We start from the raw sequence: 24,950 nt of genomic DNA on the forward strand, positions 1-24,950 counted from the left end.
CAACCTGGACATGGGTAGATCACATGGTTTCGGGTCTACGACTACATACTCAAACGCCCTATTCAGACTCGCTTTCGCTGCGGCTCCGTCTCTTCAACTTAACCTCGCATGCAATCGTAACTCGCCGGTTCATTCTACAAAAGGCACGCCATCACCCATTAACGGGCTTTGACTTGTTGTAGGCACACGGTTTCAGGTTCTATTTCACTCCCCTTCCGGGGTGCTTTTCACCTTTCCCTCACGGTACTGGTTCACTATCGGTCACTAGGGAGTATTTAGCCTTGGGAGATGGTCCTCCCGGATTCCGACGGAATTCCTCGTGTTCCGCCGTACTCAGGATCCTCCTAGGTGCCTTTCAAATTTCGTCTACGGGGCTTTCACCCTCTTTGACTGACTTTTCCAAGTCATTCGACTATCTGAAAGAACTACCAGATCGGAGTCCTACAACCCCAATGAGCAAGCTCATTGGTTTGGGCTTTTCCCGTTTCGCTCGCCGCTACTCAGGGAATCGAATTTTCTTTCTCTTCCTGCAGGTACTTAGATGTTTCAGTTCTCTGCGTCTACCTCGTATACGCTATGTATTCACGTATACGTAACATCCTATAAAAGATGCTGGGTTCCCCCATTCGGAAATCTCTGGATCATAGCTTACGTACAGCTCCCCAAAGCATATCGGTGTTAGTCCCGTCCTTCATCGGCTCCTAGTGCCAAGGCATCCACCGTGCGCCCTTATTCACTTAACCTTATCAACCTTACGGTTGAGTTTTGATCTTTCTTCTAGCGATAGAAGTCCGATCAAGAAAAATAAGCAATTGAACTTATTAAAAAACTCATTCAACGCGGTGTTCTCGGTTTGTATTACTTACATTTTTTACTTCAATATCCAGTTTTCAATGAACAAAAATTTTGAGAGTAGACCTCTCAAAACTGAACAAAGTATCGACAAACGTGTGTAGTCTCCGTAATATTCCTTAGAAAGGAGGTGATCCAGCCGCACCTTCCGATACGGCTACCTTGTTACGACTTCACCCCAATCATCTATCCCACCTTAGGCGGCTGGCTCCAAAAGGTTACCTCACCGACTTCGGGTGTTACAAACTCTCGTGGTGTGACGGGCGGTGTGTACAAGGCCCGGGAACGTATTCACCGCGGCGTGCTGATCCGCGATTACTAGCGATTCCGGCTTCATGTAGGCGAGTTGCAGCCTACAATCCGAACTGAGAGAAGCTTTAAGAGATTAGCTTAGCCTCGCGACTTCGCGACTCGTTGTACTTCCCATTGTAGCACGTGTGTAGCCCAGGTCATAAGGGGCATGATGATTTGACGTCATCCCCACCTTCCTCCGGTTTGTCACCGGCAGTCTTGCTAGAGTGCCCAACTAAATGATGGCAACTAACAATAAGGGTTGCGCTCGTTGCGGGACTTAACCCAACATCTCACGACACGAGCTGACGACAACCATGCACCACCTGTCACTTTGCCCCCGAAGGGGAAGCTCTATCTCTAGAGTGGTCAAAGGATGTCAAGACCTGGTAAGGTTCTTCGCGTTGCTTCGAATTAAACCACATGCTCCACCGCTTGTGCGGGCCCCCGTCAATTCCTTTGAGTTTCAACCTTGCGGTCGTACTCCCCAGGCGGAGTGCTTAATGCGTTAGCTGCAGCACTGAAGGGCGGAAACCCTCCAACACTTAGCACTCATCGTTTACGGCGTGGACTACCAGGGTATCTAATCCTGTTTGCTCCCCACGCTTTCGAGCCTCAGCGTCAGTTACAGACCAGAGAGCCGCCTTCGCCACTGGTGTTCCTCCATATATCTACGCATTTCACCGCTACACATGGAATTCCACTCTCCTCTTCTGCACTCAAGTCTCCCAGTTTCCAATGACCCTCCCCGGTTGAGCCGGGGGCTTTCACATCAGACTTAAGAAACCGCCTGCGCTCGCTTTACGCCCAATAAATCCGGACAACGCTTGCCACCTACGTATTACCGCGGCTGCTGGCACGTAGTTAGCCGTGGCTTTCTGGTTAGATACCGTCAAGGGGTGAACAGTTACTCTCACCCTTGTTCTTCTCTAACAACAGAGTTTTACGATCCGAAAACCTTCTTCACTCACGCGGCGTTGCTCGGTCAGACTTTCGTCCATTGCCGAAGATTCCCTACTGCTGCCTCCCGTAGGAGTTTGGGCCGTGTCTCAGTCCCAATGTGGCCGATCACCCTCTCAGGTCGGCTATGCATCGTGGCCTTGGTGAGCCGTTACCTCACCAACTAGCTAATGCACCGCGGGTCCATCCATCAGCGGCACCGTAAAGCGCCTTTCAAACCGAAACCATGCGGTTTCGATTGTTATACGGTATTAGCACCTGTTTCCAAGTGTTATCCCCTTCTGATGGGCAGGTTACCCACGTGTTACTCACCCGTTCGCCACTCCTCTTTTTCCGGTGGAGCAAGCTCCGGTGGAAAAAGAAGCGTTCGACTTGCATGTATTAGGCACGCCGCCAGCGTTCGTCCTGAGCCAGGATCAAACTCTCATAATATGCTAGTTCCTCACAGCGATAGCTGATGTGGAACTGTAGTTCGAAATTTACTTTCGAACATCATAATAGTTCATTTGTTAAGCTCAATTTGTTTGCTAGCATATTGCTTGCTTGTTAAAAATGTTTGTTGTCTTGAATTGAATCAAGACGCCCTACACATTTGGTTTGTCTTACTTTGTTCAGTTTTCAAAGGTCTACCTGATAAATGAAACACAACTGCTTCAATTCATCATTTGCGATTGCCGTAGCAACTTTTATATCTTAGCAAATTCCCGAATGATTGTCAACTAATTTTTAAAAGTTTTTCGAACTCGTTTTTCACGAGGTCGTTTTAGCAACTCACTTATCATAACTCGTTGTTTGTTATTTGTCAACAACTTTTTTTGTTTTTTTCTTTACGAAATCAACATCTATAAATAGTCACCAATTAACCAACTTCGTTATATTATCATACTAAAATATGATTGTCAATAAAACTTTTAAACAAATTTCATGATTGTTTTCATGTTTTAGCAACGTTGACTATACTATCATTAAAAAAAAGATTGGTCAAGGTAAAATTTCACTTTCACACCACCTAATCTTTTTTTATTACTCACCTTTCTTTTATTTCGTTTTCCTGATAATCGAAATAAGAAAAATCAGCATAGCTTCCGCCCTTTAGTGCCAGATCATGAACACCTATGCCAACAAAGTTTCCCGTAAAGCCACCTGATAGGGTCTGCACATCGATCCTTGCACCAACCTTTTCCCATGATTGCGAACCTTTCACATAAAATTGTCCACTCGTTCCTTCAACAACTACTTTAAGTATTGTTTCTTTTTCTGTTAGCGGATAAGTGTCAGCGCTAATCGTGACATGACCTTCCACTGCACTGAGTACACGAAGACATTTACCTACCTCTTCATCCCACGTCACACAACAGTAATAATAATTTTCTTCATTTAGAAAAAGAAGTAATCCTGCCATCTGGTTGAAGTGACTAGGCTGATATTCTAACTGTGTTTGGGCAACAAATGAAAAAGCGGTTTGTCGGATCGCTAATAAATGTTGATCAAATGTCGACTGTGGTGATTCACCTGCAATCATCCTTAGATAGCCATCTCGGCTAGTCAAATCGCACCAAGTTCTATCTGGCATGCAACGTCGAGCATTCCATCTTTTATTCATCGCCCCTTTAAAATCGTCGAAAAATCGCGGAATGATTTTTTGGATCACTTTTTCTTTTGTTGGAATAACTACTATTTCTTTTGGTTGATTGCCACCCTCTTTTATCCGTAACCATCCGTCTTCAGTCCAATACACTTCTTGGATCGCTGTTTCTCTACCTAAAATAGCAGATCCTTCGATTGGTCGAGTGCAAAGATGGACCATATACCAGCTGCTGAACTCTGTCTGGACTAAACTTGCATGTCCCGCACATTGTAAGGTTGATGTTGGATAGCCACTAGCTGTCAACATAGGATTTTGGGGATCGACCTCATATGGGCCTAATAAATCACGACTGCGACAAACAGTTACAGCATGACCACCTCCAGTTCCTCCCTCAGCTGTCAATAAGTAATAGTAGTCGTTGATATAGTAAAGATGCGGAGCTTCCGTTTTTGCGAGTTCCGTACCTGGAAAAATCATATGAACTGGTCCAATCATTTGTTTTTGCTTTGGATCATATTCTTGGATGATGATCCCTGCCGATTTATTTGGTGTAGCTAGTCGAAAGTCCCATCTTTCATTCAATAGCCATTTTTTACCTGTGCGTGGATCATGAAAAAGCGATGGATCAAAGCCGCTACTATTTAAATAAATTGGATTTTCCCAAGGCCCCTCGATGTTCGTTGCGCTCATCATATAATTGTGCGCATCTTTAAAGGGACGTGCTACGCTTTTAACATCTGTATAAACAAGATAAAATCGTCCATCTGAGTAACTGATTTGCGGCGCCCAAATACTTCCGTTGATTGGATTCCCTTTTAATGATACTTGATCCGTTAAAATATCTGTTTTATGTTCCCAATTGATTAGATCCGTCGACTCATAGACACGAATACCTGGTAACCATTCAAAAGAAGAAACGATCACATAATAATGTTCACCTACTTTCAAAATATTCGGATCAGGATTGAATCCTCGAATGATTGGATTGACTACTTTACTTTGAAACATCAGCTTCCCACCTCTGCTCTTTTTTTTGACGATACATACTTGAACCTGCTGCTAATAGATAGAAAAAGACAAATGGGAAAGCAATTAATTGCGTACCAATCAATAGAAGGATTCCTGACACTAAATAAATACTTGCCGCCACGAGACTTGCTTTTCCCTTTAACGAAATATAAAGAGCCAGACATAATCCAACCAACGAGAGGAAGAGACTTACACTAAACAAACCTGTCATCTTACGTAATAGCTCAAACGTTTCCTCTGCACTACCAAAGGTTTCTAGAGCAAGAGCATGATATGTTTCCCGAAAATTCGAAAGTGACATTTGATTGATCGTCACAGCGATTCCACCAAAAAACAACAAAGCGGTAGAACCACCGATCAAGCCAAAACTAATTTCCCATTTTTTTGTCATCTATTCTCTCCCTTTTCGATAGTCAGCCATGCGTCTCGGCAGACCCACCCTTGATACCTATTATTTCTTTCATAAAAACGAGCGGTATGTCTATTTTTCTCTTCATCCCAATCATGCCAGCCATGTTGATGGACGTGTGCGCCTATCTCACACTTTTCAAATGTAACCTGTGCATAAGAACGCCATGGACGTCCTAAATAGACAGCAGATACGTCAACATCTGCGACAATGGCACAGGCATAAAAATAAAACCCTTGTTCTTGTTCCTTTGTCGTTGAAGCGGCTGTGATATAGCCATTAGAAGAACAAGGCAAACTATTGATAATACAATGGTCAAATACCGCATCTGCTCCACCAAAAATAAAATCAATCGTTCCTTCGATCCAACATCTTTCATAATATTGTCGGCAATACTTGCGTTCCTTCGTTACTGGTGTAAGAAAGAGGCGACCATCTTTTTGTGTCGGAGGCAACGGCCCCGTACATAGCGTGTCTTGTTGCCCAGATAAGCGACAATTCACCAACCGCACGTGATGCGCGTAATTGAACAGTGCGACTGCTTGCCCCACCTGATCTCCTGCGCCGGCTTGATTGATGATCTGTAGATTTTCGATATGAACATTTTCTCCTTCAAGAAATACTGTTGCTGTCCGAAATGTTTCTCTTTCTTCACCAGATGAAAGTTTTTGTTTTGCAGACCGATAACCAATGATTTGTACTTCTCCTTGCCCAAGCATTTGAAAATTAGACAATCGGCATTCGATATATTCACGATAGAGACCTTCTCGAATGATCAGGGTCTTTTTTGTGCTGTTCGGCAATGAGCCCAAATAATCGATCCCCGCTTGGATGCTCTGGTAATCTGCTTTTCCTGGGACTGGATCGATCACGATTTCCGTTTTCATTTATAGCTGCTCCTTTAAAAATGCTTGCCATTTACTTCGCATCTCATGTGTTTCAAAATGACCACCATTCAAAGCGTATCCTTGAAAATTCGTCGGTACTCCAAGTTTTTGATAATACAGCGCCAAGTGTTTATTCAAGCGAGTGACACCTTCTGCTAAACACATGCGATCGTTTTTTCCTACTATAGTTAATCGTTTACGAGGTGCTATTTTCTGCTGGATCGCTAAAGTCGTATATTCCGTCAATAAATCAGGAACATAATAATAGTACCCGTGGCAGTCTAACATCTGGTGTTTCAATAAAGATTCGACTTCCACTTGACCGGCTAAGTCAATACATACTTTCACACGCTCATCTAATGCACTTGCCCACCAACTCAATAATCCGCCCATTGATAAACCGATCGTTGCAATACGTTGTGCGTCAATATCTTCCCGTGTTTCCAAGTAATCGATCAAACTAAGCACATCAAAGAGCCGCATCCCCCAAAGCGTTCGTCCTGTTAATAAGAACCGCTTAAAAAGTTCACTTTCAGCAACGCCTCCGCGTTCTTCAAATCCCCAAGCATCGATCGTCCACACACCATACCCCATACTTGTCAAAGCCTGCGCAAACGAAGGTTCCACAAAATAGGACGCACCTTTTAGTAATTCACTTTTTCCAAGCGAAAAATCACCGCCATGTGAATGCAGATAGATCACAACAGGTAAAGGTTCTTCCTTTTTTGTCGGATACACATAAATAGCTGGCACAGGTTCAAGATCATTTAATGTTAGTTGATAGTACTCAATCACCTGATCATTGGTAACTCTTTGCGATAAACAATTACCACTTGGCTCGGAGGAACGAGCGTCTCTTCCTAAATAATCGATCAACGGCATTTCATTGCGTTCCTTCTATAATAGATACATTTTTCTTATCCAACTCTGTCGCCCGCATACGTTTGATTGGAATGTCTTCAGAGTCTTCAATCATAAATGCCGGCCCCTTATGATGCTCGATCGTTATCTGATGGAAAGAAATATGTTTACCAAACCGCACATAAAATCCTTGTTGGCGCATCGGTTCTAAGCCTGTCATCATGGCAGGCACTCCTGCTTTTGCATCTTTTGCCATTGAGATGTCGATATGGTCGAAAGAAATATCTTGAACTGCTTGTTCTGCTAACCCATAAATAAAACCAGCCGAAGCATGGACATTTCGAGCAGTGACCGCTGAAAAATGAACGCGCCGAACTTGTGGTGTCCGCTCATCGATTGGATATACTTCTTTGTCCCAGACGTATGGATCTTTTCCACGAGGTCCACAAAAATAATAAAGATTGATAACAAAAGGACAAAGCACTTGATCCATGATCACATTTGTTACTCGAATATCTTCGATGATCCCACCTCGACCTCGACGTGTCTTTAATCGAATTCCACGATCCGTTTCTTGGAATACACAGTTCGAAATCGTTACATTCCGAATCCCTCCGCTCATTTCACTTCCTAAAACTACGCCACCATGACCGTGGACCATCGTACAATTGGTGATCGTGATATTTTGACATGGCACCTGATCAACAGCATCTTCTGTACCCGCTTTGATGGCAATGCAGTCATCACCAACATCGATATGACAATTACTGATATGCACATTATTACAAGATTCCGGATCGATCCCGTCTGTGTTCGGCGAATCAGCAGGGTTACAGATGGCTACATGATCGACAGTGACATCTTGGCAATGATTCGGATGGATGGTCCAACTCGGAGAATCGATCAACTGGACGTCACGGATCGTTACTCGCCGGCAATGATCAAAACCAATCAATTTTGGTCGAGGATACTCAAGTGATTCATGGCCGTCTCGAAAAATGTGCCACCATTTCTGTCCGTTACCATCTAATTTCCCAAATCCAGTGATGGCAATATTTTCTGCTTGTTGCGCATAGATACATGAAGCGTATACCTTTTTTGGGACACCTTCCCAGCTAGACAAAATCTCTGGATAATGTGTCGGGTCGTCCGAAAATTTTAGCACTGCACCAGGAGAAAGATATAGCTCTACATTACTTTTCAGACACAATGGCCCCGTTAAGAACTGCCCACTTGGAACGGTTACTCTCCCGCCCCCTATTTCAGCGACTTGATCGATCGCTTGTTGGATCACTGTCGTATTGAGGATATCGACGGATGCACCTAAGCTTAAAATATTGATCACTCCGATACACCTTCCACTTCAACTAAAGCTTGTAAAAAGGCGCCGACACCTTTCTGATCATTACAGACGATTGGCTCGCTGATATAGTAGGCATAGGAACCATCTCGTTGATCCGCACCACCTAGTCCTGCCACTTGGCAATTTTTATTTAAATTCAACCAACCTTCTTTTGTTTCTAAAACAAATTCATCGAATAATCCTTGATGAGATTTCTGCAACTGAGGAAGCCACGCTTCTTTTTCCAATATTCCTAAGCGAATCCCTTTTGCCATCGCATAAACGAACATACTACTACCTGAAGCTTCTAAATAATTCCCTTTACGAGTCGTTTCGGTTGTTACTTGATACCATGTCCCCGTTTCTGATTGATAAGGGAGTAATGCTTCTAATGTAGTTGTCAAAATTTGCACCAATAAGCGAGAATCTACTTCTTCATGCAGCAACTCGTAAGTATCGACAGCCGCCATCAAGTACCAACCAATCGAACGACTCCAAAAATGATGGGATAACCCCGTTTCTGCATCCGCCCAAGGCTGCTCCATCTTTTCATCCCACGCATGGAACAATAAATTAGTCTTTGTATCGAACAAATGCTGATAACTGACCTCAAATTGACGTAACACATCTTGATAGTCTTTTTTCGATGGAAACGTTTGGATAAATTCTGCATAAAAAGGCGCCCCCATGTACAATCCATCTAACCATATTTGCCAAGGATAGATTGCCTTATGCCAAAACACCCCTTCAGAGGTTCTTGGATGGCTCACTAATTGTTTGGCGCAAGTTTCTGCTGCTTTCCGATATTTCACATCTCCCGTTTCTTTATAAAGTATAAAGAACAGTTTTCCAGTATTGATATGATCAATATTAAACTCTTCCCAGTCGTAGCCTTTGATCGTGCCATCGTCTTGTACAAAGTAGTCGATGTTTGTTTGAATGAAGTCTAAATACTTCTTCTTCTTTGTTTTCAGCCATAATAACTGAAATCCTTTCAAAACTACGCCATAATCATAAGACCATTTCCGATCATATCCTTTATCCTGATACAAATAGGGTGTACGCGCCATGATACTCTCTGCTAATTTCTCTGACCAATTCAATCTTCTTCCTCCGATCAATGCTTTTTAAGAAAGAAAGGACTATGATTCGAACGATGATAGCCCTTTTTCTTTCATTTTTTGATACATCTACTATTACTGTGCAGCTTTATATGCCTCTTCATATTCTTTAGCGATTTGATCGCCACCTTGGGCACGCCAGTTGCTGATTGCTTGTTCAAAGCCATCTTCATCTATTTGTCCCATAATATATTGAACCGTCGCATCGATCATGATTTTTTCAATTTCGGAACCAACTTCATTATTTTTCTCTGAATCTAATGGAACTGTTGGATCTAACACGACAAACTGTTCATTTTCTTTGACTAATTGATTCGATAATTCTTTTTCTGGATCCGCATCTTTAAACGAAAATGTGACTTCACTTGGTCTTGAACTAGACAATGGTTGTACTTCTTGTTGCCAAAGGTCCATGTCGATATATTCGATTGCGCCATCATCTTGTAATTGGTAATGCGTTCCTTCGATACCACCTGTCATCAACTTATACATATCTTCTTCTAATAATTCATCCACAAACTGAAGCAACTTCTTCAATTGCGCTTCGTCTTTGACTGAGGATTTAGGGAACGCCAACAATCCACCTACGCCATTTCCTTCTGACCAGACATGATAATCGCCATCTTCGCCATCTGAGATTTTATTTACTGGGACAAGTTCCATATCTGGTTGAATATCTTTCCCCATATTTTTTAAGTTTTTGATATCGATCATCCCGGTATAGATCCCCGTTTTCCCTTGAGCAAATTGTTCCTGTTGGTCTGTCTTTTGGGTCACAGCAAAGTCTTGCGCTAAGTAACCGTTCTCAAATAAATCTCTAGAGAAATTCATCGCTTTCATATATTCATCCGTATCAAATTCTGGAGTGAATTGCCCATTACTCTCTACTTTCCAGCCATTTGGGGCACCGTAATACGAAGTAAATAATTTGAAACTCGTATAACGGATATCACTTGGGGCACGATCACCAAAACCAACCGTATCATCGACACCATTACCGTCTGGATCATTTTCTGTGAATTGCTTCGCTACTTCATAAAGCTCATCCAATGTATCTGGCACTTCCAAACCTAGATTATCTAGCCAATCTTTACGGATAACTAAACCTGCACGAGCATAGTCTTTTTGCATAGGTACACCGTACAACGCCCCATCGATACTCGCCGCTTCGATTCGATCTTCTGATATTTGACTTAAATTTTTATAGTCAGCTAAATACTCAGAAACATCCCAGAATACTCCAGATTTCAAGGCATTTCGCACAGAGGAATTCTTTAGCATGGCAATTTGTAAGGTCACGATATCACCTAGTTCATTTGAAGCTAATGCAGTGGTCAACCGTTCTTCTTTTGACGCATCAGGGATCCAGTTGAACGTCAATTCTGTATTGGTCTTCTCTTCGATTTTATTAACGATCGTATCATTCGGTGGCGAAGCTGTATGTAAAATATTCAACCACGTGATCCGCGTTCTCCCATCCTCTGTATCTGCGGATGTATCACTAGAGTCATTGCCACAAGCTGACAAGGCAAGTATGCTGAGCAAACCGATCCCTGCTGTTACTAACGTTTTTTTCTTCATAATTGTTCTCCTTCACTGAATGTATTTTTATCTATTGTTACTTCCTTCTTTTTTAGGCGATCAAATAGTTGCACCGCTGTCCAAGTGATGGCAAAAAAGAAGAAGCTACTCCCCATGAACGTCAACATGCCAGGTACTAGGCGAATGATTGCCGCGTAGCTGCCAATAATGATCAATAGTAAAACGAGTGAATAATGTAACTGAGAAAAACCGAATAAGAAAGCCATTTTGATTTTATAAAACATACCTTGCCACTGATAATGGGCCATAATTGGAAAAATATAGAGCGCAGACAGTAAGTAAAAAAAGCTGATGACCAAAATCACTACCCGTAAATACCAGTTTTGGATGTACGCAAGATCCACGTACAAAACGAAGGCAACTGCAAGATATAACCAACTGATCAACAACGTTTCTTTATAATTCTCTTTAAAATAATCAAAGTAAGTACGTGTCAGCGGAAAATCTTCTGATGAGCGTAACCACTTGCGGATGACTGCGACCATTGCATAAGAAGCAGGACCAAAAGTGAATAGTCCGAGTCCCAAAACGACTAATAATCCCCACAGAAAATTCAAATAAACGAGTTGCAGTAGTCTGATCAATTTTTTATTTGTGCTTTCTAACTTTTGCAACATGCTCTTACTCCTTTTCTAGTACACACCATCTTCACCTAGTTTTTTTGCAAGCTTGTTCGCAAGCACGACCATAAACAAGCCTACTACTCCTTTGAATAAGCCCATTGAGGTACTGAAACTCAATTGTCCGTTTTTCAATCCAGCAGTATAGATATACGTATCAAAAATTTCTGCTACACTACGGTTCAATGAATTGAGGAGTAAATACATATGTTCAAATCCTAAATCAAGTGTTTGTCCAATCTTCAAAATCAGTAAAGTGATGATCACTGGACGGATCGCCGGCAATGTCACATGCCATGTTTTACGTAAACGTCCTGCCCCATCCATTTCAGCTGCTTCATATAGTTGCGTATCTACTGCGGTGATCGCAGAAAGATAAATGATCGTCGACCAACCTAGTTCTTTCCAAATCACCTGTCCGATATAGACTGTTCGTGTCCAATCAGGAGAAGTCAAAAAACTGATTTTGTCTAGCCCGATACTTGCTAAAAATTCATTGATGACTCCGCCATCCACATTTAAAAAGACATAGGTGATCGATACGATGATGACCCAAGACATAAAATGTGGAATATAAATGATCGTTTGGATACTATTCTTGAATCGCTTGTTCGTTACTTCATTCAGTAAAAGCGAAAGAATGATCGGCATCGGGAAGAAGACAAAAATATTCAGACCAAACAAAATCAATGTATTTCTCAATAGCATAAAAAATGTTGGCTCAGTAAATAAACGAATGAAGTGTTTGAAGCCAACCCACGGACTGCCAAGAATCCCCAGATAAGGTTGATAATCTTGAAAGGCAATCACTAAACCTCCCATAGGTAGATATCTGAAAACAATGAAATAAAGGATTCCCGGGAGAATCATCAAGTACAAAAATTTATTCGTTTTGATTCCAGCAAGCGTCTTTTTTCTTCTTTTTGTTCGTTCTTCCTTTTTTGATAGAGTAAATGAACCTAACTCTTTTTTTACACTTTCCATAAGCCCTCCTTGATAAACGTTGTGTGACTTTAATCGCTATCCACAGCATAAATGAATGAAAGCGATTCCGTATATAATCATTTTCACTGACATAGGCAATTGCTTAGCATCACTTATTTCAACGCTTACTGGCATCATTTGTCCGATTTTTAATGAAATGGCTTTTACATCTTTTGTAAACCGCCCGATCGATACTCCCTAAAAAATGATTATGTACGTAATTTCAGGCAGATGATAGATTGGAGGTACAAAATACTTATGTTTTGAAGGAGGGTTCTCTCTAAATGAAAAAAAAAGTTTCGCTTGGAGAAAAAAGCTTTACGATTTTTAATTCTATTTTCCTACTATTATTAGCTTTGATCTGTATCGTACCGTTTTTGAATATCATCGCCACCTCATTTGCCTCTACTCAAGAAGTCGTCGCAAAAAAATTCATTCTTTTCCCTACGACGTTTTCTTTAGATGCCTATCGCTACATCTTATCTACACCAACGATTTTTCGTGCCTTGGCTGTTTCCATTGGTGTTACTGGTCTTGGAACGATCGTCAGCATGTGCGTCACCTCACTGATGGCCTATGGGTTATCACGTAAATATCTTTTTGGACGAGGTTTTTTCAATTTTATGGTTGTCTTTTCTATGCTCTTCAGCGGGGGAATGATTCCAACATTCTTAGTCGTCCGTTCCTTAGGGTTGATCAATTCTTATTGGTCGATGATTTTACCTGTGACTGTCAACGCCATGAATATGATCATCATGCGGAACTTTTTTCAAGCTTTACCTAATAGTTTAGAAGAATCTGCCAAAATGGATGGCTGTACGGATTTTGGGGTCTTTTTTAAAATCATGTTGCCTCTTGCTTTACCTTCGATTGCGACGATTTCACTTTTTTATGCGGTTACCTATTGGAATACCTACATGACAGCTATTTTATATATCAATGATTCCTCTAAATGGCCGATCCAAATCTTATTACGTCAAATCGTGATCGTATCGAGCGGGATGCAAGCTGAAAGTAGTGCGGTCGATATCATCCCACCTGCACAAACGATCAAAATGGCTGTCATCGTCATTGCTACGGTACCGATGTTGATCGCTTATCCATTTGTTCAAAAATACTTTGTGAAAGGAGCATTGGTCGGCTCTGTCAAAGGTTGATCCTTTCATAACTAAAGATACGCATAAAAATAATTATTCATTTACCCAGCACGATCTAAGAAAATATTTTCTCATAGATCGTGCTGTTTTTCACAATTGTTTAAGAGCGATATTCCGATTCAAAATAGTTTAGCCTTAACGGTTTTTCTTGCGGTATTCACCAGGTGTGATGGCTTCTTTCTTTTTGAAAAAACGAATAAAGTTTTGTGAGTTGCGGTATTTGAGTCTTTCTGCAATTTCTTTCACGGATAGAGTTGTTTCCGTCAGCCATTTCTTCGCGATTTCTAAGCGATAGTTTTGAATAAAATCGCCAAAGTTCTCGCCGGTTTCTTTTTTGAATACATTACTCAGATAGTTGGGATTATAGTGCAAGCGATCTGCTACCATGTCCAGTGACAGATCACGATCATATTCGTTATAGATGATGTGGATCATTTTTTCTGATAATGATTTAAACTCCTGTTCCGTGATTTCTTGCGACCGTTGTGTGATTGGTTGAACAAATTGAGACAGCAGCACTTGCTCAAGTTCTTGAGGATGATAGGTGTGTAACACCTTGATATAGATTTGTTTCAACTCTTCAAACTGGGTAATATTCACCCCCAGTAGTTGCCCTAACTGAACAAATTCATTGACTAACCGAATGGCGACAACTTCTCGATTCAGCTTATTCTTGTTTTGAGTGAAAATCTCACTGATCAATTCATGAAGAAGCTGACTGACTTGTTCGTCTCCTGAACGGATTGCTTCAAATAAACGATTTTGTTTTTCCATCGGGTATTTGATCAATGTTTTTTCTTGCTGTTCTGAGATGATTTCATGGTAGAACACGATTGAATTTGGTCCAGTATTTACTCGATGATACAAGGCTTCTTTTGCTTGATCAACGGACTGTTTGCTTTCATTCAACGTAGTAAAACAATCACTGATCCCAATACTGACAGTCAATTTAAGATACTCTTGGATCATTTTTTGAATCTGACGACAATGAGCCATTACTTTTTTGTTTGCAAATGCTTCATCCTTGGGACTCCGATAAATCGTTGCTTGCATTTCTTCATTCAGTACAATAGGAATCATTCGTTCTTCTTTAGGAACGATCTCAGCAATCATTTGGTTGATTGCCAACAGCAATAGATCTCGTTCTCCCCCATGGCTATCTTCTAAAAAATCAATTTGAACGAGTGCTGTATAGTAACATTCGTTTTGCGAGTCGTAGTTGAACTGCTGTAACCGTTGATCCAATTCCCGCTTTTCTACGCGGTTTCTAAAAAGACTCAAGACAAATAATGTTTCTAATTGAGGTTTCTGAGTAATCAAGTTCGCGCTTAATAGTTCATTTTCACCGATCACTTGACTCACGGACTGAACGACATTCTCTAGTTTTTTCCCTGATAACCCTTCCGAATGGAGATTCAGCCGGTCTTGAATCTGACTGATCGGGCGGACATACCTTTCAGAAAAGATATAGGATAAGCCCCCGACTAAAATAATCAAAGTAAAGGATACAGTCGCTAATCCGATTTGCAGATTTTGGACAGTCGTTCTGATAGTTGCAGGATCGATCTCTAATTGATACTGCCATTGATTGTAATCAGATTGGAGCAAGATAAAATTTCGGCCGTTTCTTTGGATCACTACAGGTATATTCGCTTCCATATTTTTAGTCGTTATCCGCCCTTCTCCTGATGATTCAGTATCAGTAAAAAGAATTTCTTCGCCGTAATAAATCGTTAAACGATCGTCATTGTTTCGTTCAATGATCCGCTGTAGCGCCTGATGATCGATTGAAGCAAATCCTAACGCATACTTCTCAGTGACAGCTTTAGGCAATGCAACGACCATTTCGATCCCTTCAGTTTGCTTTGTCCAAAAAACTTGTTTCTCATGATCCACATACTGTTCTTTTAATTCAGTTACTTTTTGAGGTTCAAGTTGGTTCAATGAGCCATTCACGACACCCCATCCGCCTTTTAGGCTGACTAACTTAAACGCATTCTCCTCCATAGCGATCGTTTCAATAAAATTAAGTTCTTTTCGTACTTCGGAATAAATGGCGTAGTCGGTATGATTCAAGGGAGATTGAAATATTTCGGAGAAGTTTTTCGTGGAGCCATACGTGGCAAAAGAGTACTCGATCGTTCGAAACTTCCATTCTACATTGGTTTTGATTTGTTTTAATAGATTTTGTTTATCTAGTAAATAGTTCTCTTCAATCGATTCATACGTGTTGGTATAGATAAACAAGCTAAAGCCAATGACTAGTACCACACCGATAATAAAAATCGGTAAAAACATTTGATAAAACAACATTTTATTCTTCACGAAACTTTCTCTCCTCTCTAAATTAAAAGGCTTACATTTTGTGTAAAATTGATTATCTTCTAAAGCAATGAGTATCTTTACTCTTTCAGATTAACATACTACTATTTAAAAACATAAGTTTTTTAAATAGGATGAAACCTAATAAAATCAAGCCATATTGACTTGGATTTATATTCATATTACGATGAATGCGCTGACAAGTATTTGTCTAGATAGTAAAAAACAGAAATAGCATGAGTTATAAATAAAAAACATCTAAGCAGCGCAAAAGAGGATTATAACTGATATAAAATAACAAAAATATGAAAAATCTTATTTAATTTTGAGATTTTCATTATAAAATTTTGTCTCACAGAAAGGAAATCACTCGATGGAAAGATTAACGAAAAAACAGTTCCCTAAAAATCAAGCTGCAATCACTTGTCTACAATTTGGTGAAGGAAATTTCATGAGAGGATTCGTGGATTGGCAGCTTCAACAGCTAAATAATCAAGGACTCTATCAGGGAAATGTTGCAATCGTCCAACCACTGGCTCACGGATTAAGCGAAAAACTAGCCGAGCAAGACCAGCTTTATACAGTTTTACTCCAAGGATTAGTGGATGGGCAAGTCATTGACACAACCGAACCGATCACGGTTATTGAGCGGACGATCAATCCCTATGAACAGTGGCAAGAATTCCTCGCATTAGCAGAAATCGATGAATTAGCCTTTGTTTTTTCTAATACGACAGAAGCTGGCATTACTTATCACGATGCCGATGCACACATCGATACGCCTCCAACAAGCTTTCCCGCAAAATTGACCGCCTTCTTGTATCATCGATTCAAAATGAATAAAAAGGGATTAACGATCATCCCCTGCGAATTGATCGATCGCAATGCGGAGCTTTTAAAAAAATTTGTCTTACAGTATGCGCAAAGTTGGGAACTTGAAACGGGATTTGTCGATTGGTTACATCAAGAAAATCATTTTTATTGCAGCTTAGTGGATCGGATCGTTCCTGGATTTCCAAAAGATGACATCAATGAACTGCACCAACGATTGGGTTATGACGATCAGCTGTTAGTCAAAGCTGAACCGTTTATGCTATGGGTGATTGAAGCACCAGAAGAATTGAATGAGCGCTTACCATTGAAAAAAGCAGGATTGAATGTTGTCTTGACTGATGATTTGACGCCTTATCGTGAGCGGAAAGTCCATCTTCTCAACGGTCCTCATACTGCAATGGTTCCACTCGGACTACTGGCGGGTGTCACAACGGTTGAAGAAGTGATGAAAGATCCTCTTTTATCTTCTTCTATCGACACATTAGTGACTCACGAATTGATCCCAATGCTGCAATTACCTGAAGAAGAATTATTGGCATACGCTAGACAAATCAATGAGCGTTTCTTAAATCCGTTTGCCAATCATCAATTACAGTCGATTGCTTTGAATAGCGTTGCCAAATTCCAAACACGCTTACTGCCTATTCTAAAAAAATACATCGAGAAAAAAGAAGATCTCCCTCCTTATTTAACTGTCTCATTGGCTGCTTTGATGTTACTTTATCGTTCCGATCATACAAACATCCAAGTAAACGATGAGCCAGAAGTACTCTCTCGTTTTACTGAAGCTTGGGCTGACCCACAGACTGCTGTTCTTCATCTATTAAAAAATCCAAGTCTTTGGGGTGAAGATCTATCCGTGCTCCCTAATTTAACAGAGGCAGTTTCATCTTATGTAACTCAGATTGATCAAAAAGGCATTCGTAATGTTTTACAAGAATTGAAAGGATGAAAAAAATGACTGATGTAGATTTCTCCACTAGAATCATCCAATTGCATCCACAGGATAGCGTGGTCGTGGCTACTACCACGATTCCAACGAATACAACACTTTATTTCAATGATGTTCACCTAACTACCTTTGAAGAAATTCCCTTAGGCCACAAGATCGCTTTGACCGATTTGAAGGCTGGGTCTGATGTTATCAAGTATGGCTATCCAATCGGCCACCTCGTGACGGATGTCAAAGCAGGTCAATGGATACATACGCACAATATCAAAACGAATCTTTCTGGTGAGGAAAGTTACCACTACCAACCTAAATCTCGCCCAATCGTCTATCCACAAGAAAATCGAACCTTTCAAGGCTATCTTCGTGAGAATGGAAAAGCCGGGATTCGCAATGATCTATTTATCGTTCCAACCGTTGGCTGTGTGAATGGAATCGCTGAATTGATCATCCAAGAATTTAAAAAACGTCATGCCGAGGACAATCCTTTCGATCATCTCACGATTTTAAAACATCCTTATGGTTGTTCCCAACTCGGTAAGGACCATGAGAATACGAAAAAGATTTTAGCTGATGCGATAAATCATCCGAATGCTGGAGGTGTGCTTGTATTTGGATTGGGTTGTGAGAATAATACGATACAAGAATTAAAGGCTAGTTTAAACAAATATAACGAACAGCGAGTAAAATTCCTAACCGCCCAAGATGTCACGGATGAAATCGCACACGGCGTATCTTTACTTGAAGAATTAGCAGAAATCGCACGTAGAGATTACCGTGTTCCTGTTCCTTTGGATAAACTCACGATCGGTTTGAAATGCGGAGGTTCGGATGGGTTATCAGGGATTACTGCCAATCCGTTGTTAGGTGCTTTTTCTGACTATTTGATTTCACAAGGTGGCAGCACGATTTTGACGGAAGTTCCTGAAATGTTTGGTGCCGAACAAGTACTGATGGCACGCGCTGAAAATCAAGAAGTTTTTGGATCGATCGTTCGTTTGATCAATGATTTCAAGCAATATTTTCTCTCTTATAATGAACCAGTCTATGAAAATCCTTCTCCTGGAAATAAAGCAGGCGGCATCTCGACCTTAGAAGATAAGTCGCTCGGCTGTACCCAAAAGGCAGGAAATTCAACGGTAGTCGATGTGTTAGCCTACGGTGAAAAAGTACGCAAAACTGGACTAAGTTTACTGGAGGCACCAGGCAACGATCTTGTCGCCGCTTCTGCATTAGCTTCTGCTGATTGTCAACTTGTCTTATTTACTACAGGCAGAGGTACCCCGTTCGGTTCTTACGTTCCCACACTGAAAGTCTCTACCAATACGCCTTTGTTCGAGCGAAAACAACATTGGATGGACTTCGATGCTGGCGATTTATTGACCCAACCAATGTCAGAGATCTTGCCTTTGTTTATTGATAAAATCATCCGTGTTGCCAGCGGCGAAGAAACAAAAAATGAAGCCAATGATGTGCGTGAGCTAGCGATTTTTAAAAATGGTGTCACACTCTGATTTTTCCAATCCTTAACTATTCTGAATTTGAAAGAAGTGAATCGAATGTTTTTATCTGATGATTTTTTATTAACCAATCAATGGGCAAAAAAACTATACCATTCATATGCAAAAAAAATGCCGATCATCGACTACCACTGTCATCTGTCGCCAAAAGAAATTTACGAAAACAAAGCTTTTACCAATTTGACCGAAGCCTGGTTGAGTGGCGATCATTACAAATGGCGCTTGATGCGAGCGTGCGGCGTTCCTGAAGAAAAAATCACTGGTCACGCCTCCGATTACGAAAAATTCTATGCCTGGTGCCAAACAGTGCCAAAAATCATCGGCAATCCTTTATATACTTGGACACACCTTGAACTGAAACGTTTCTTCCAAATCGATCTACTGATCAACGAAGAAAATGCCCTTAAAATCTGGGAACAGGCAAATAAACGCTTAACTGAACCAGCATTTCGTCGAAGAGAGATTGCAAAGAATGCGAACGTGACCGTCATTTGTACAACAGATGATCCGATCGATGAATTGGTCTATCATCAATTACTGGCAAAAGAAGAGCCTGATCTCAAAGTATTACCAGCGTTTCGCCCCGATGCTGCCCTGAATCTCACTCGCGATACATTTTCTGAGTGGGTCGCAAACTTAGCTCGCGTAGTTGGACAACCAATCGCTGATTACAGTTCTTTGATCCGCGCATTAAGTCAACGGATCGACTATTTTCATCAGCATGGCTGTCGACTATCAGATCATGGCTTAGATCACCTGTCCTATCACCCCGCTTCTGAAAAAGAACTTGAACAGATTTTCCAGAAAGCATTATTAAATGAAACACTGACACAAACGGAAATTGATGCTTACCGAAGCGAAACACTCAATCGGCTGATTGCTCTGTATCATGCACGTGGTTGGACCATGCAGTTGCATCTGCATGCGTATCGTAACTGTAATACCCAAGCCTTCACACGTTTAGGTCCAGATACTGGTTATGATGGGATCAACGACCAACCACTATCCAGTCACTTGCAGCGACTACTCGATCACGCCGATAAAACCGATCAATTACCTAAAACGATTCTTTACTCGCTCAATCCAAATGACTATCCCTTACTTCTTGCGTTGATGGGTAGCTTTCAAAAGGAAACGGCTGGCAAACTTCAACTCGGTTCTGGTTGGTGGTATAACGACACCCGAGCAGGCATGCGTGAGCAGATGACACAACTTGCTGATGGCGGTGTTTTAGGCAATTTCGTCGGTATGTTGACGGATTCTCGGAGCTTTCTTTCTTATACACGTCATGAATATTTCCGCAGGGTCCTCTGTGAATTGATCGGTGAAATCGTTGAACGAGGCGAAGCACCCGAAGACGTCAATCTTTTAGGAACCTTGGTAGAAGATATTTGTTATACAAATGCACAACACTATTTCGGTTTTTTTGAGAAGGAAGCGTGACGATGCGAACGATCCATATTGCAGGAGATTCCACTGCTTCGATCAAAGACATGAGTGCTCGACCGGAAACCGGTTGGGGAGAAGCCTTTGGTAACTTCTTCCAACCAGCGATTCAGATAAACAATCATGCAAAAAATGGGCGTAGTTCAAAATCATTCATTGAAGAAGGACGATTAACTCGTTTAAAAAAAGAATTCCAAGCGGGGGATTTTTTGCTGATCCAGTTTGGCCACAACGACCAAAAAATCACTGAAGCAAAAGGAACAGAACCATTTGGTAGTTACCTAGATGCCCTTTCTACTTATGCCCAGACAGCCTTAGCTTCACATGTACAGCCGATCTTCTTGACCCCTGTCACAAGACGCCTTTACTTAAAAAACGGACAATTAGATCCGAACTGCTTAGGCGAATACCCACAAGCAATGAAACAATTCGCACAAAAAAATAATTATCCGATCCTGGATGTTTTTACTCGTTCACAAACTACGCTTCAGCAGTATACGCAAGAAGAAGCAAAATCATTTTACTTGCATTTATCACCCGGTAAGCATGAAAATTATCCCTCTGGTCTTTGCGACAACACGCATTTCAGTCCAGAAGGTGCTGCTTTAGTGGCTCAACTTGTTGTTGAACTACTAAAAGAAACTGATCTTCCATTAGTGCAGTATCTAGATGTCCCCCATAAATGAAATAGATAGTCAGAAGTTCTTTATTTCCTATGGTTTATTTGGTTTTAAGATGACAAGAGAATACCACAGAAACAAACCGCCGTATCTTTCGATTTAGATACGGCGGTTTGTTTTATCCAAAATGTAAAACTCATTCATAAAAATAAATCCTCAACACGATCAAAGTGCTTGCGTGCGATCGTTATTCTTTCGTTCTTTCACTATCGCTGGTTTTCTTCCCGTGATCGCCGAACTAACGCCCTCTTTTAATTTTTCAAACATAAAAACATCTTGATTTTCTGCTTGTGGGCTTTTATGGATTTCTTGAAAGATCATTCGTTGGTCTTTCACCGTATAACGTGCATATTCGTGGATATAGCGATGTGTGATCATCAATGAAAGAATAGCAAGAGGGCTGTGATTCTTTTGTCTTTCAGTTAATCGCTGATAAATGACCCGATCCAGTTTCTCTGCCCAGATCAAACAATTTTGATAATGCTCGAAATGCGCTTCTGTAGATACCCACCGGAAGTGTTTGTCGTAGGCCCATGAATCCTCAACTAGTTGGTTTTTCATTTTTTTGAGTATATGTAATAATTCTTTTGTCCGTTTATGTAGAATAAATTGATTGAAAATGGCTAAATCAAAAGGTTTCGTAATATTCAATTCTTTGATAGGTGCGGTGATTTCGATCGTCATTTTTTTTCGCATAGATTCACATCCTTTCAATTGCTTATTGGTGTATTTCTGCAACTTAATGATAACAAAGGATGTCCCTTGCCTTCCCATCACTTTTTCCTATCAAAGAAAAAAATGGCTTTTCACAAAAAAAACTGGCATGAAATCATTAGGAGATTCCATGCCAGAGATTTATTTTACTGATTCTTATTCGCTGTACAAGTCACGTACTGGTGTCATGATGATACGGTTCAAATCATTGATGATCGTGCTGAATCCTTGTTCTTTTTGCATCAAGTCGTTGATGACTTCTTCTGATTGGATTTTCATTGCCATTTCTTGTGCTTTGGCAGCATCTTCATCGCTGAATTCTTGTCCGCTCATTTGTTTTTCTTGTAATTCGATTTGCATTGCTTGGAAATCTTTGAATAGTTGATGTGCTTCCTCATTCGCTTTTACTTTTGCATAAGCTTCTTCTAGCTCTTTGAATTCTTTTAATTCACGAATCTCACGTTCGATTTGATTTGCACTATCATAAATGTTTGACATACGACGGCCTCTTTTCTTCTATTTATTAATCTCTATTGTAACATGGGGCGATTTGTTTTCAAAGTGCCTACTCTCCTTGGAATCGACGCCATAGATCTCTCGTGGCATCGCCAATTCCTTGTACGCCGTCTCTTAACATATCGCCAAAGTTTCTTAGTCCTTCTTTTGCCTGTTCCCCGTAGCGATCTAAATTGTCTTGCCAGTTGCTATTGTTCTCTTCGTTCGATTGTGAGTCATCTGGCACTTGATCTGCTGGAACGACTTGGCCACCTGTCGCATAAGCATCTGCCACATTGAAGCGTGTTTGATCGGTATAAGGCAAGATACCTTCTGCTGCCGATTTGAAGACTTTCCCTACCACATTACCACTTGTCCCTTCTAAGTAATGAAGTTCACTCGCTTCTTCAAAGCCTAACCACGTAGAGATAACGACATCTGGAGTGTACCCAACGATCCATTGGTCATTGGCTTTTGTTGCATCGAAATTGGTTTCCGTCGTTCCTGTTTTCCCAGCAACTGTATAACCATAAGGATTCGCTGCCACACCAGTTCCATGAGAGAACGTACCTAGTAACATGCTGGTCATTTGGTCAGCCGTTTCTTGGGAAATCACTTGTTTCGGTTTACTATTCGTATTATCAACGATGACTGCTCCAGTTGAATCAACGATTTTAGTAATCAAATGTGGGGTATACATCTTTCCGTTATTGGCGAATGAACCGTATGCGCCCGCCATTGTCATTGGCGAAACCCCATTTTCTAATCCACCTAACGCCAAGCCGTAATACTTATCTGAATCAGCTAAAGGCAAGCCAAATTCTTTTGTTTTATCAAACCCTTTTTGAAGTCCGATCTCATGAAGCAACCACACAGCTGGTAAATTCAAACTTTGGGCTACAGCTTGATACATCGGCACTTCCCCTTGGTAGGTCCCATCAAAGTTGTGTGCATCATAATAAGATTGTGGTTTGTCTTCAAGAATACTTGACGGTGTATAGCCAGCTTCTAACGCAGGCGCAAACACGCTGAGCGGTTTGATCGATGAACCTGGTGAACGTTTCATCTGCGTCGCAAAGTTAAATCCTCTAAAGACGTGCTCTCCACGTCGGCCAACAAGTGCTGCGACTCCGCCTGTTTTCGGATCAAGTGCAACTGAACCTGATTGGACCATGGCACCATCCGCTGCATTTGGTGGGAATAACGCATCGTTTTGATAAGTTGCTTCTAATTGTTGCTGATAGTTCTGATTCAATGAGGTATAGATCTTATACCCTTTGTTCATGACATCCGCTTCATCTAAACCATATACACTGACGGCTTCATCGATTACCGCATCGAAATAGTAAGGATAACGATAACCAGATTCCGAATCCGTATACGTATCATTCAAATAGTGCGTGATATCCGTTTGGGACTCAGCAGTTGCTTGTTCCTCACTGATTTTACCATTTTCTGCCATTACGCTTAGCACCGTATTTTTCCGATTATTGGCATTTTCTGGATGATCGATCGGATTATAGATGCCGGGACCTTTCAACATGCCAGCTAATGTCGCAGCTTCAGACAGCGTGACATTGTTGGCATCCACTCCGAAATATCGTCTGGATGCATCTTGCACGCCCCAAACCCCATTACCAAAATAGGCATTATTCAGATACATCGTTAAGATTTCTTCTTTGCTGTACTTCTTCTCGATTTCAATCGCTAGAAACAGTTCTTTCGCTTTTCGGTCAAACGTTTGATCCAACGTAAGATACGCATTTTTGGCTAACTGCTGGGTAATGGTACTACCACCACCTCCGCCTGTACCGCCCGATGTGATCATTCTTACCGCTGCTCTGGCAATCCCTTTGATATCAAAACCCGGATGCTGATAAAAATTCCGGTCTTCAGTCGAGAGGACCGCATCTTGAATCAGCGGAGAAATCGCATCTAACTCCACATAAGATCCTTTTTGCGCATACAAGGTTCCCGCTTCTTCGTTGTTTTTATCATAGATCACGGTTGACTGACTCAAACCAGATTTCAGTGTTTCAACATTCGCTTGTTTTGCTAATACAAATAGATAAATACTCGTGATCAATACAACGATCAAACCAATCAGTAAAATCAGTTTATTGATATGATATTTCTTCCATACTCGCTTTCGCCAACGATGGAATTGTCCAAGATAAGGCTTGATCCATCGCCAAAAACTGACAAGCGCAGTTTTGATTCTTCCTAGAATGCTCTGAAAATCCATTCACTTCTTCTCCTGTCTCTTGATCTCATTCTTCTTATTTTA

General features: G+C 41.1%; 18 protein-coding genes and 2 rRNA genes (1 of these 20 only partly in view). 5 read left to right on the top strand and 15 right to left on the bottom strand.

The annotated features are described in order from the left end of the window. The 11 genes from DOK79_RS04050 to DOK79_RS04100 form a co-directional block, all read right to left on the bottom strand. A 23S ribosomal RNA gene (locus DOK79_RS04050) occupies positions 1 to 743 on the bottom strand; it reaches 2,172 nt to the left of the window's first position. A 232-nt stretch (positions 744 to 975) separates the two neighbouring features. Beyond that, a 16S ribosomal RNA gene (locus tag DOK79_RS04055) occupies positions 976 to 2,535 on the bottom strand. The 16S and 23S rRNA genes sit together here, the layout of an rRNA operon. A gap of 595 nt (positions 2,536 to 3,130) precedes the next feature. Next, positions 3,131 to 4,699: a glycoside hydrolase family 43 protein gene (locus tag DOK79_RS04060; RefSeq protein WP_206853801.1), complete on the bottom strand. Its 1,569-nt coding sequence runs from the start codon at positions 4,697 to 4,699 to the stop codon at positions 3,131 to 3,133. Continuing rightward, entirely contained in the window at positions 4,686 to 5,111 is a 426-nt protein-coding gene (locus DOK79_RS04065; RefSeq protein ID WP_206853802.1) for a DUF4064 domain-containing protein, read from the bottom strand. The genes DOK79_RS04060 and DOK79_RS04065 overlap by 14 nt, the downstream gene beginning before the upstream one ends. Continuing rightward, entirely contained in the window at positions 5,108 to 6,016 is a 909-nt protein-coding gene (locus DOK79_RS04070; RefSeq protein WP_206853804.1) for a pectinesterase family protein, read from the bottom strand. Before DOK79_RS04070 ends, DOK79_RS04065 begins: the two co-directional genes overlap by 4 nt. After that, positions 6,017 to 6,898: an alpha/beta hydrolase family protein gene (locus tag DOK79_RS04075; protein WP_206853806.1), complete on the bottom strand. Its 882-nt coding sequence runs from the start codon at positions 6,896 to 6,898 to the stop codon at positions 6,017 to 6,019. Between the two features lies 1 nt (position 6,899). Beyond that, positions 6,900 to 8,222: a glycosyl hydrolase family 28 protein gene (locus DOK79_RS04080; protein WP_206853808.1), complete on the bottom strand. Its 1,323-nt coding sequence runs from the start codon at positions 8,220 to 8,222 to the stop codon at positions 6,900 to 6,902. Continuing rightward, on the bottom strand, positions 8,219 to 9,289 hold the full coding sequence (locus DOK79_RS04085) for a glycoside hydrolase family 88/105 protein (RefSeq protein WP_242543215.1): 1,071 nt from the start codon (positions 9,287 to 9,289) through the stop codon (positions 8,219 to 8,221). The genes DOK79_RS04080 and DOK79_RS04085 overlap by 4 nt, the downstream gene beginning before the upstream one ends. Before the next feature lie 126 nt (positions 9,290 to 9,415). Then, on the bottom strand, positions 9,416 to 10,921 hold the full coding sequence (locus tag DOK79_RS04090; protein WP_206853813.1) for an extracellular solute-binding protein: 1,506 nt from the start codon (positions 10,919 to 10,921) through the stop codon (positions 9,416 to 9,418). Next, positions 10,918 to 11,559: a YesL family protein gene (locus DOK79_RS04095; RefSeq protein ID WP_206853816.1), complete on the bottom strand. Its 642-nt coding sequence runs from the start codon at positions 11,557 to 11,559 to the stop codon at positions 10,918 to 10,920. The genes DOK79_RS04090 and DOK79_RS04095 overlap by 4 nt, the downstream gene beginning before the upstream one ends. A gap of 15 nt (positions 11,560 to 11,574) precedes the next feature. Then, positions 11,575 to 12,546 carry an ABC transporter permease gene (locus tag DOK79_RS04100; protein WP_206853819.1) on the bottom strand — a complete coding sequence of 324 codons (972 nt, stop codon included), beginning with the start codon at positions 12,544 to 12,546 and terminating at the stop codon, positions 11,575 to 11,577. 284 nt (positions 12,547 to 12,830) lie between these two features. Here DOK79_RS04100 and DOK79_RS04105 point away from each other — a divergent pair, with 284 nt between their 5' ends. Further along, positions 12,831 to 13,703: a carbohydrate ABC transporter permease gene (locus DOK79_RS04105; RefSeq protein WP_206853821.1), complete on the top strand. Its 873-nt coding sequence runs from the start codon at positions 12,831 to 12,833 to the stop codon at positions 13,701 to 13,703. Positions 13,704 to 13,838: 135 nt separating this feature from the next. Here the strand turns inward: DOK79_RS04105 and DOK79_RS04110 are convergent, their stop codons facing one another. Beyond that, positions 13,839 to 16,028: a helix-turn-helix domain-containing protein gene (locus DOK79_RS04110; RefSeq protein ID WP_206853824.1), complete on the bottom strand. Its 2,190-nt coding sequence runs from the start codon at positions 16,026 to 16,028 to the stop codon at positions 13,839 to 13,841. A gap of 370 nt (positions 16,029 to 16,398) precedes the next feature. On the opposite strand from DOK79_RS04110, the gene DOK79_RS04115 reads away from it, so the two are divergent. From DOK79_RS04115 to DOK79_RS04130, 4 genes are read left to right on the top strand one after another with little or no spacing between them, the layout of a single operon-like run. Beyond that, a complete protein-coding gene (locus DOK79_RS04115) occupies positions 16,399 to 17,811 on the top strand; it encodes a tagaturonate reductase (RefSeq protein ID WP_206853827.1) in 1,413 nt (470 codons plus the stop codon). 5 nt (positions 17,812 to 17,816) lie between these two features. Continuing rightward, on the top strand, positions 17,817 to 19,322 hold the full coding sequence (locus DOK79_RS04120; protein ID WP_206853829.1) for a UxaA family hydrolase: 1,506 nt from the start codon (positions 17,817 to 17,819) through the stop codon (positions 19,320 to 19,322). 45 nt (positions 19,323 to 19,367) lie between these two features. Next, the gene (gene uxaC, locus DOK79_RS04125) at positions 19,368 to 20,771 is read left to right on the top strand and encodes a glucuronate isomerase (RefSeq protein ID WP_206853840.1); all 1,404 of its coding nucleotides are present in this window, start codon (positions 19,368 to 19,370) and stop codon (positions 20,769 to 20,771) included. Positions 20,772 to 20,773: 2 nt separating this feature from the next. Further along, positions 20,774 to 21,460, top strand: a complete 687-nt coding sequence (locus DOK79_RS04130; RefSeq protein WP_206853842.1) for a rhamnogalacturonan acetylesterase — start codon at positions 20,774 to 20,776, stop codon at positions 21,458 to 21,460. A 159-nt stretch (positions 21,461 to 21,619) separates the two neighbouring features. On the opposite strand, the gene DOK79_RS04135 is transcribed toward DOK79_RS04130, so the two are convergent. The 3 genes from DOK79_RS04135 to DOK79_RS04145 form a co-directional block, all read right to left on the bottom strand. Continuing rightward, positions 21,620 to 22,150, bottom strand: a complete 531-nt coding sequence (locus DOK79_RS04135) for a hypothetical protein (RefSeq protein ID WP_206853844.1) — start codon at positions 22,148 to 22,150, stop codon at positions 21,620 to 21,622. Between the two features lie 174 nt (positions 22,151 to 22,324). Further along, positions 22,325 to 22,666 carry a YlbF family regulator gene (locus tag DOK79_RS04140; protein WP_206853845.1) on the bottom strand — a complete coding sequence of 114 codons (342 nt, stop codon included), beginning with the start codon at positions 22,664 to 22,666 and terminating at the stop codon, positions 22,325 to 22,327. A 67-nt stretch (positions 22,667 to 22,733) separates the two neighbouring features. Then, positions 22,734 to 24,908, bottom strand: coding sequence for a PBP1A family penicillin-binding protein (locus tag DOK79_RS04145; protein ID WP_206853847.1), 2,175 nt, complete (start codon positions 24,906 to 24,908; stop codon positions 22,734 to 22,736). Between the last annotated feature and the right edge of the window lie 42 nt (positions 24,909 to 24,950).

Origin of the sequence: Enterococcus sp. DIV1094 (assembly GCF_017316305.2) — a bacterium.
Taxonomy (GTDB): domain Bacteria; phylum Bacillota; class Bacilli; order Lactobacillales; family Enterococcaceae; genus Enterococcus_B; species Enterococcus_B mangumiae.

Excerpts from the sequence above, each read along its gene's own strand:
- DOK79_RS04135 (WP_206853844.1), bottom strand. The coding sequence starts at position 22,150 with ATGCGAAAAAAAATGACGATCGAAATCACCGCACCTATCAAAGAATTG.
- DOK79_RS04130 (WP_206853842.1), top strand. The coding sequence starts at position 20,774 with ATGCGAACGATCCATATTGCAGGAGATTCCACTGCTTCGATCAAAGAC.
- DOK79_RS04100 (WP_206853819.1), bottom strand. The coding sequence starts at position 12,546 with ATGGAAAGTGTAAAAAAAGAGTTAGGTTCATTTACTCTATCAAAAAAG.
- DOK79_RS04095 (WP_206853816.1), bottom strand. The coding sequence starts at position 11,559 with ATGTTGCAAAAGTTAGAAAGCACAAATAAAAAATTGATCAGACTACTG.
- DOK79_RS04090 (WP_206853813.1), bottom strand. The coding sequence starts at position 10,921 with ATGAAGAAAAAAACGTTAGTAACAGCAGGGATCGGTTTGCTCAGCATA.
- DOK79_RS04065 (WP_206853802.1), bottom strand. The coding sequence starts at position 5,111 with ATGACAAAAAAATGGGAAATTAGTTTTGGCTTGATCGGTGGTTCTACC.
- DOK79_RS04075 (WP_206853806.1), bottom strand. The coding sequence starts at position 6,898 with ATGCCGTTGATCGATTATTTAGGAAGAGACGCTCGTTCCTCCGAGCCA.
- uxaC (WP_206853840.1), top strand. The coding sequence starts at position 19,368 with ATGTTTTTATCTGATGATTTTTTATTAACCAATCAATGGGCAAAAAAA.
- DOK79_RS04105 (WP_206853821.1), top strand. The coding sequence starts at position 12,831 with ATGAAAAAAAAAGTTTCGCTTGGAGAAAAAAGCTTTACGATTTTTAAT.
- DOK79_RS04145 (WP_206853847.1), bottom strand. The coding sequence starts at position 24,908 with ATGGATTTTCAGAGCATTCTAGGAAGAATCAAAACTGCGCTTGTCAGT.
- DOK79_RS04070 (WP_206853804.1), bottom strand. The coding sequence starts at position 6,016 with ATGAAAACGGAAATCGTGATCGATCCAGTCCCAGGAAAAGCAGATTAC.
- DOK79_RS04085 (WP_242543215.1), bottom strand. The coding sequence starts at position 9,289 with ATGGCGCGTACACCCTATTTGTATCAGGATAAAGGATATGATCGGAAA.
- DOK79_RS04120 (WP_206853829.1), top strand. The coding sequence starts at position 17,817 with ATGACTGATGTAGATTTCTCCACTAGAATCATCCAATTGCATCCACAG.
- DOK79_RS04060 (WP_206853801.1), bottom strand. The coding sequence starts at position 4,699 with ATGTTTCAAAGTAAAGTAGTCAATCCAATCATTCGAGGATTCAATCCT.
- DOK79_RS04115 (WP_206853827.1), top strand. The coding sequence starts at position 16,399 with ATGGAAAGATTAACGAAAAAACAGTTCCCTAAAAATCAAGCTGCAATC.
- DOK79_RS04140 (WP_206853845.1), bottom strand. The coding sequence starts at position 22,666 with ATGTCAAACATTTATGATAGTGCAAATCAAATCGAACGTGAGATTCGT.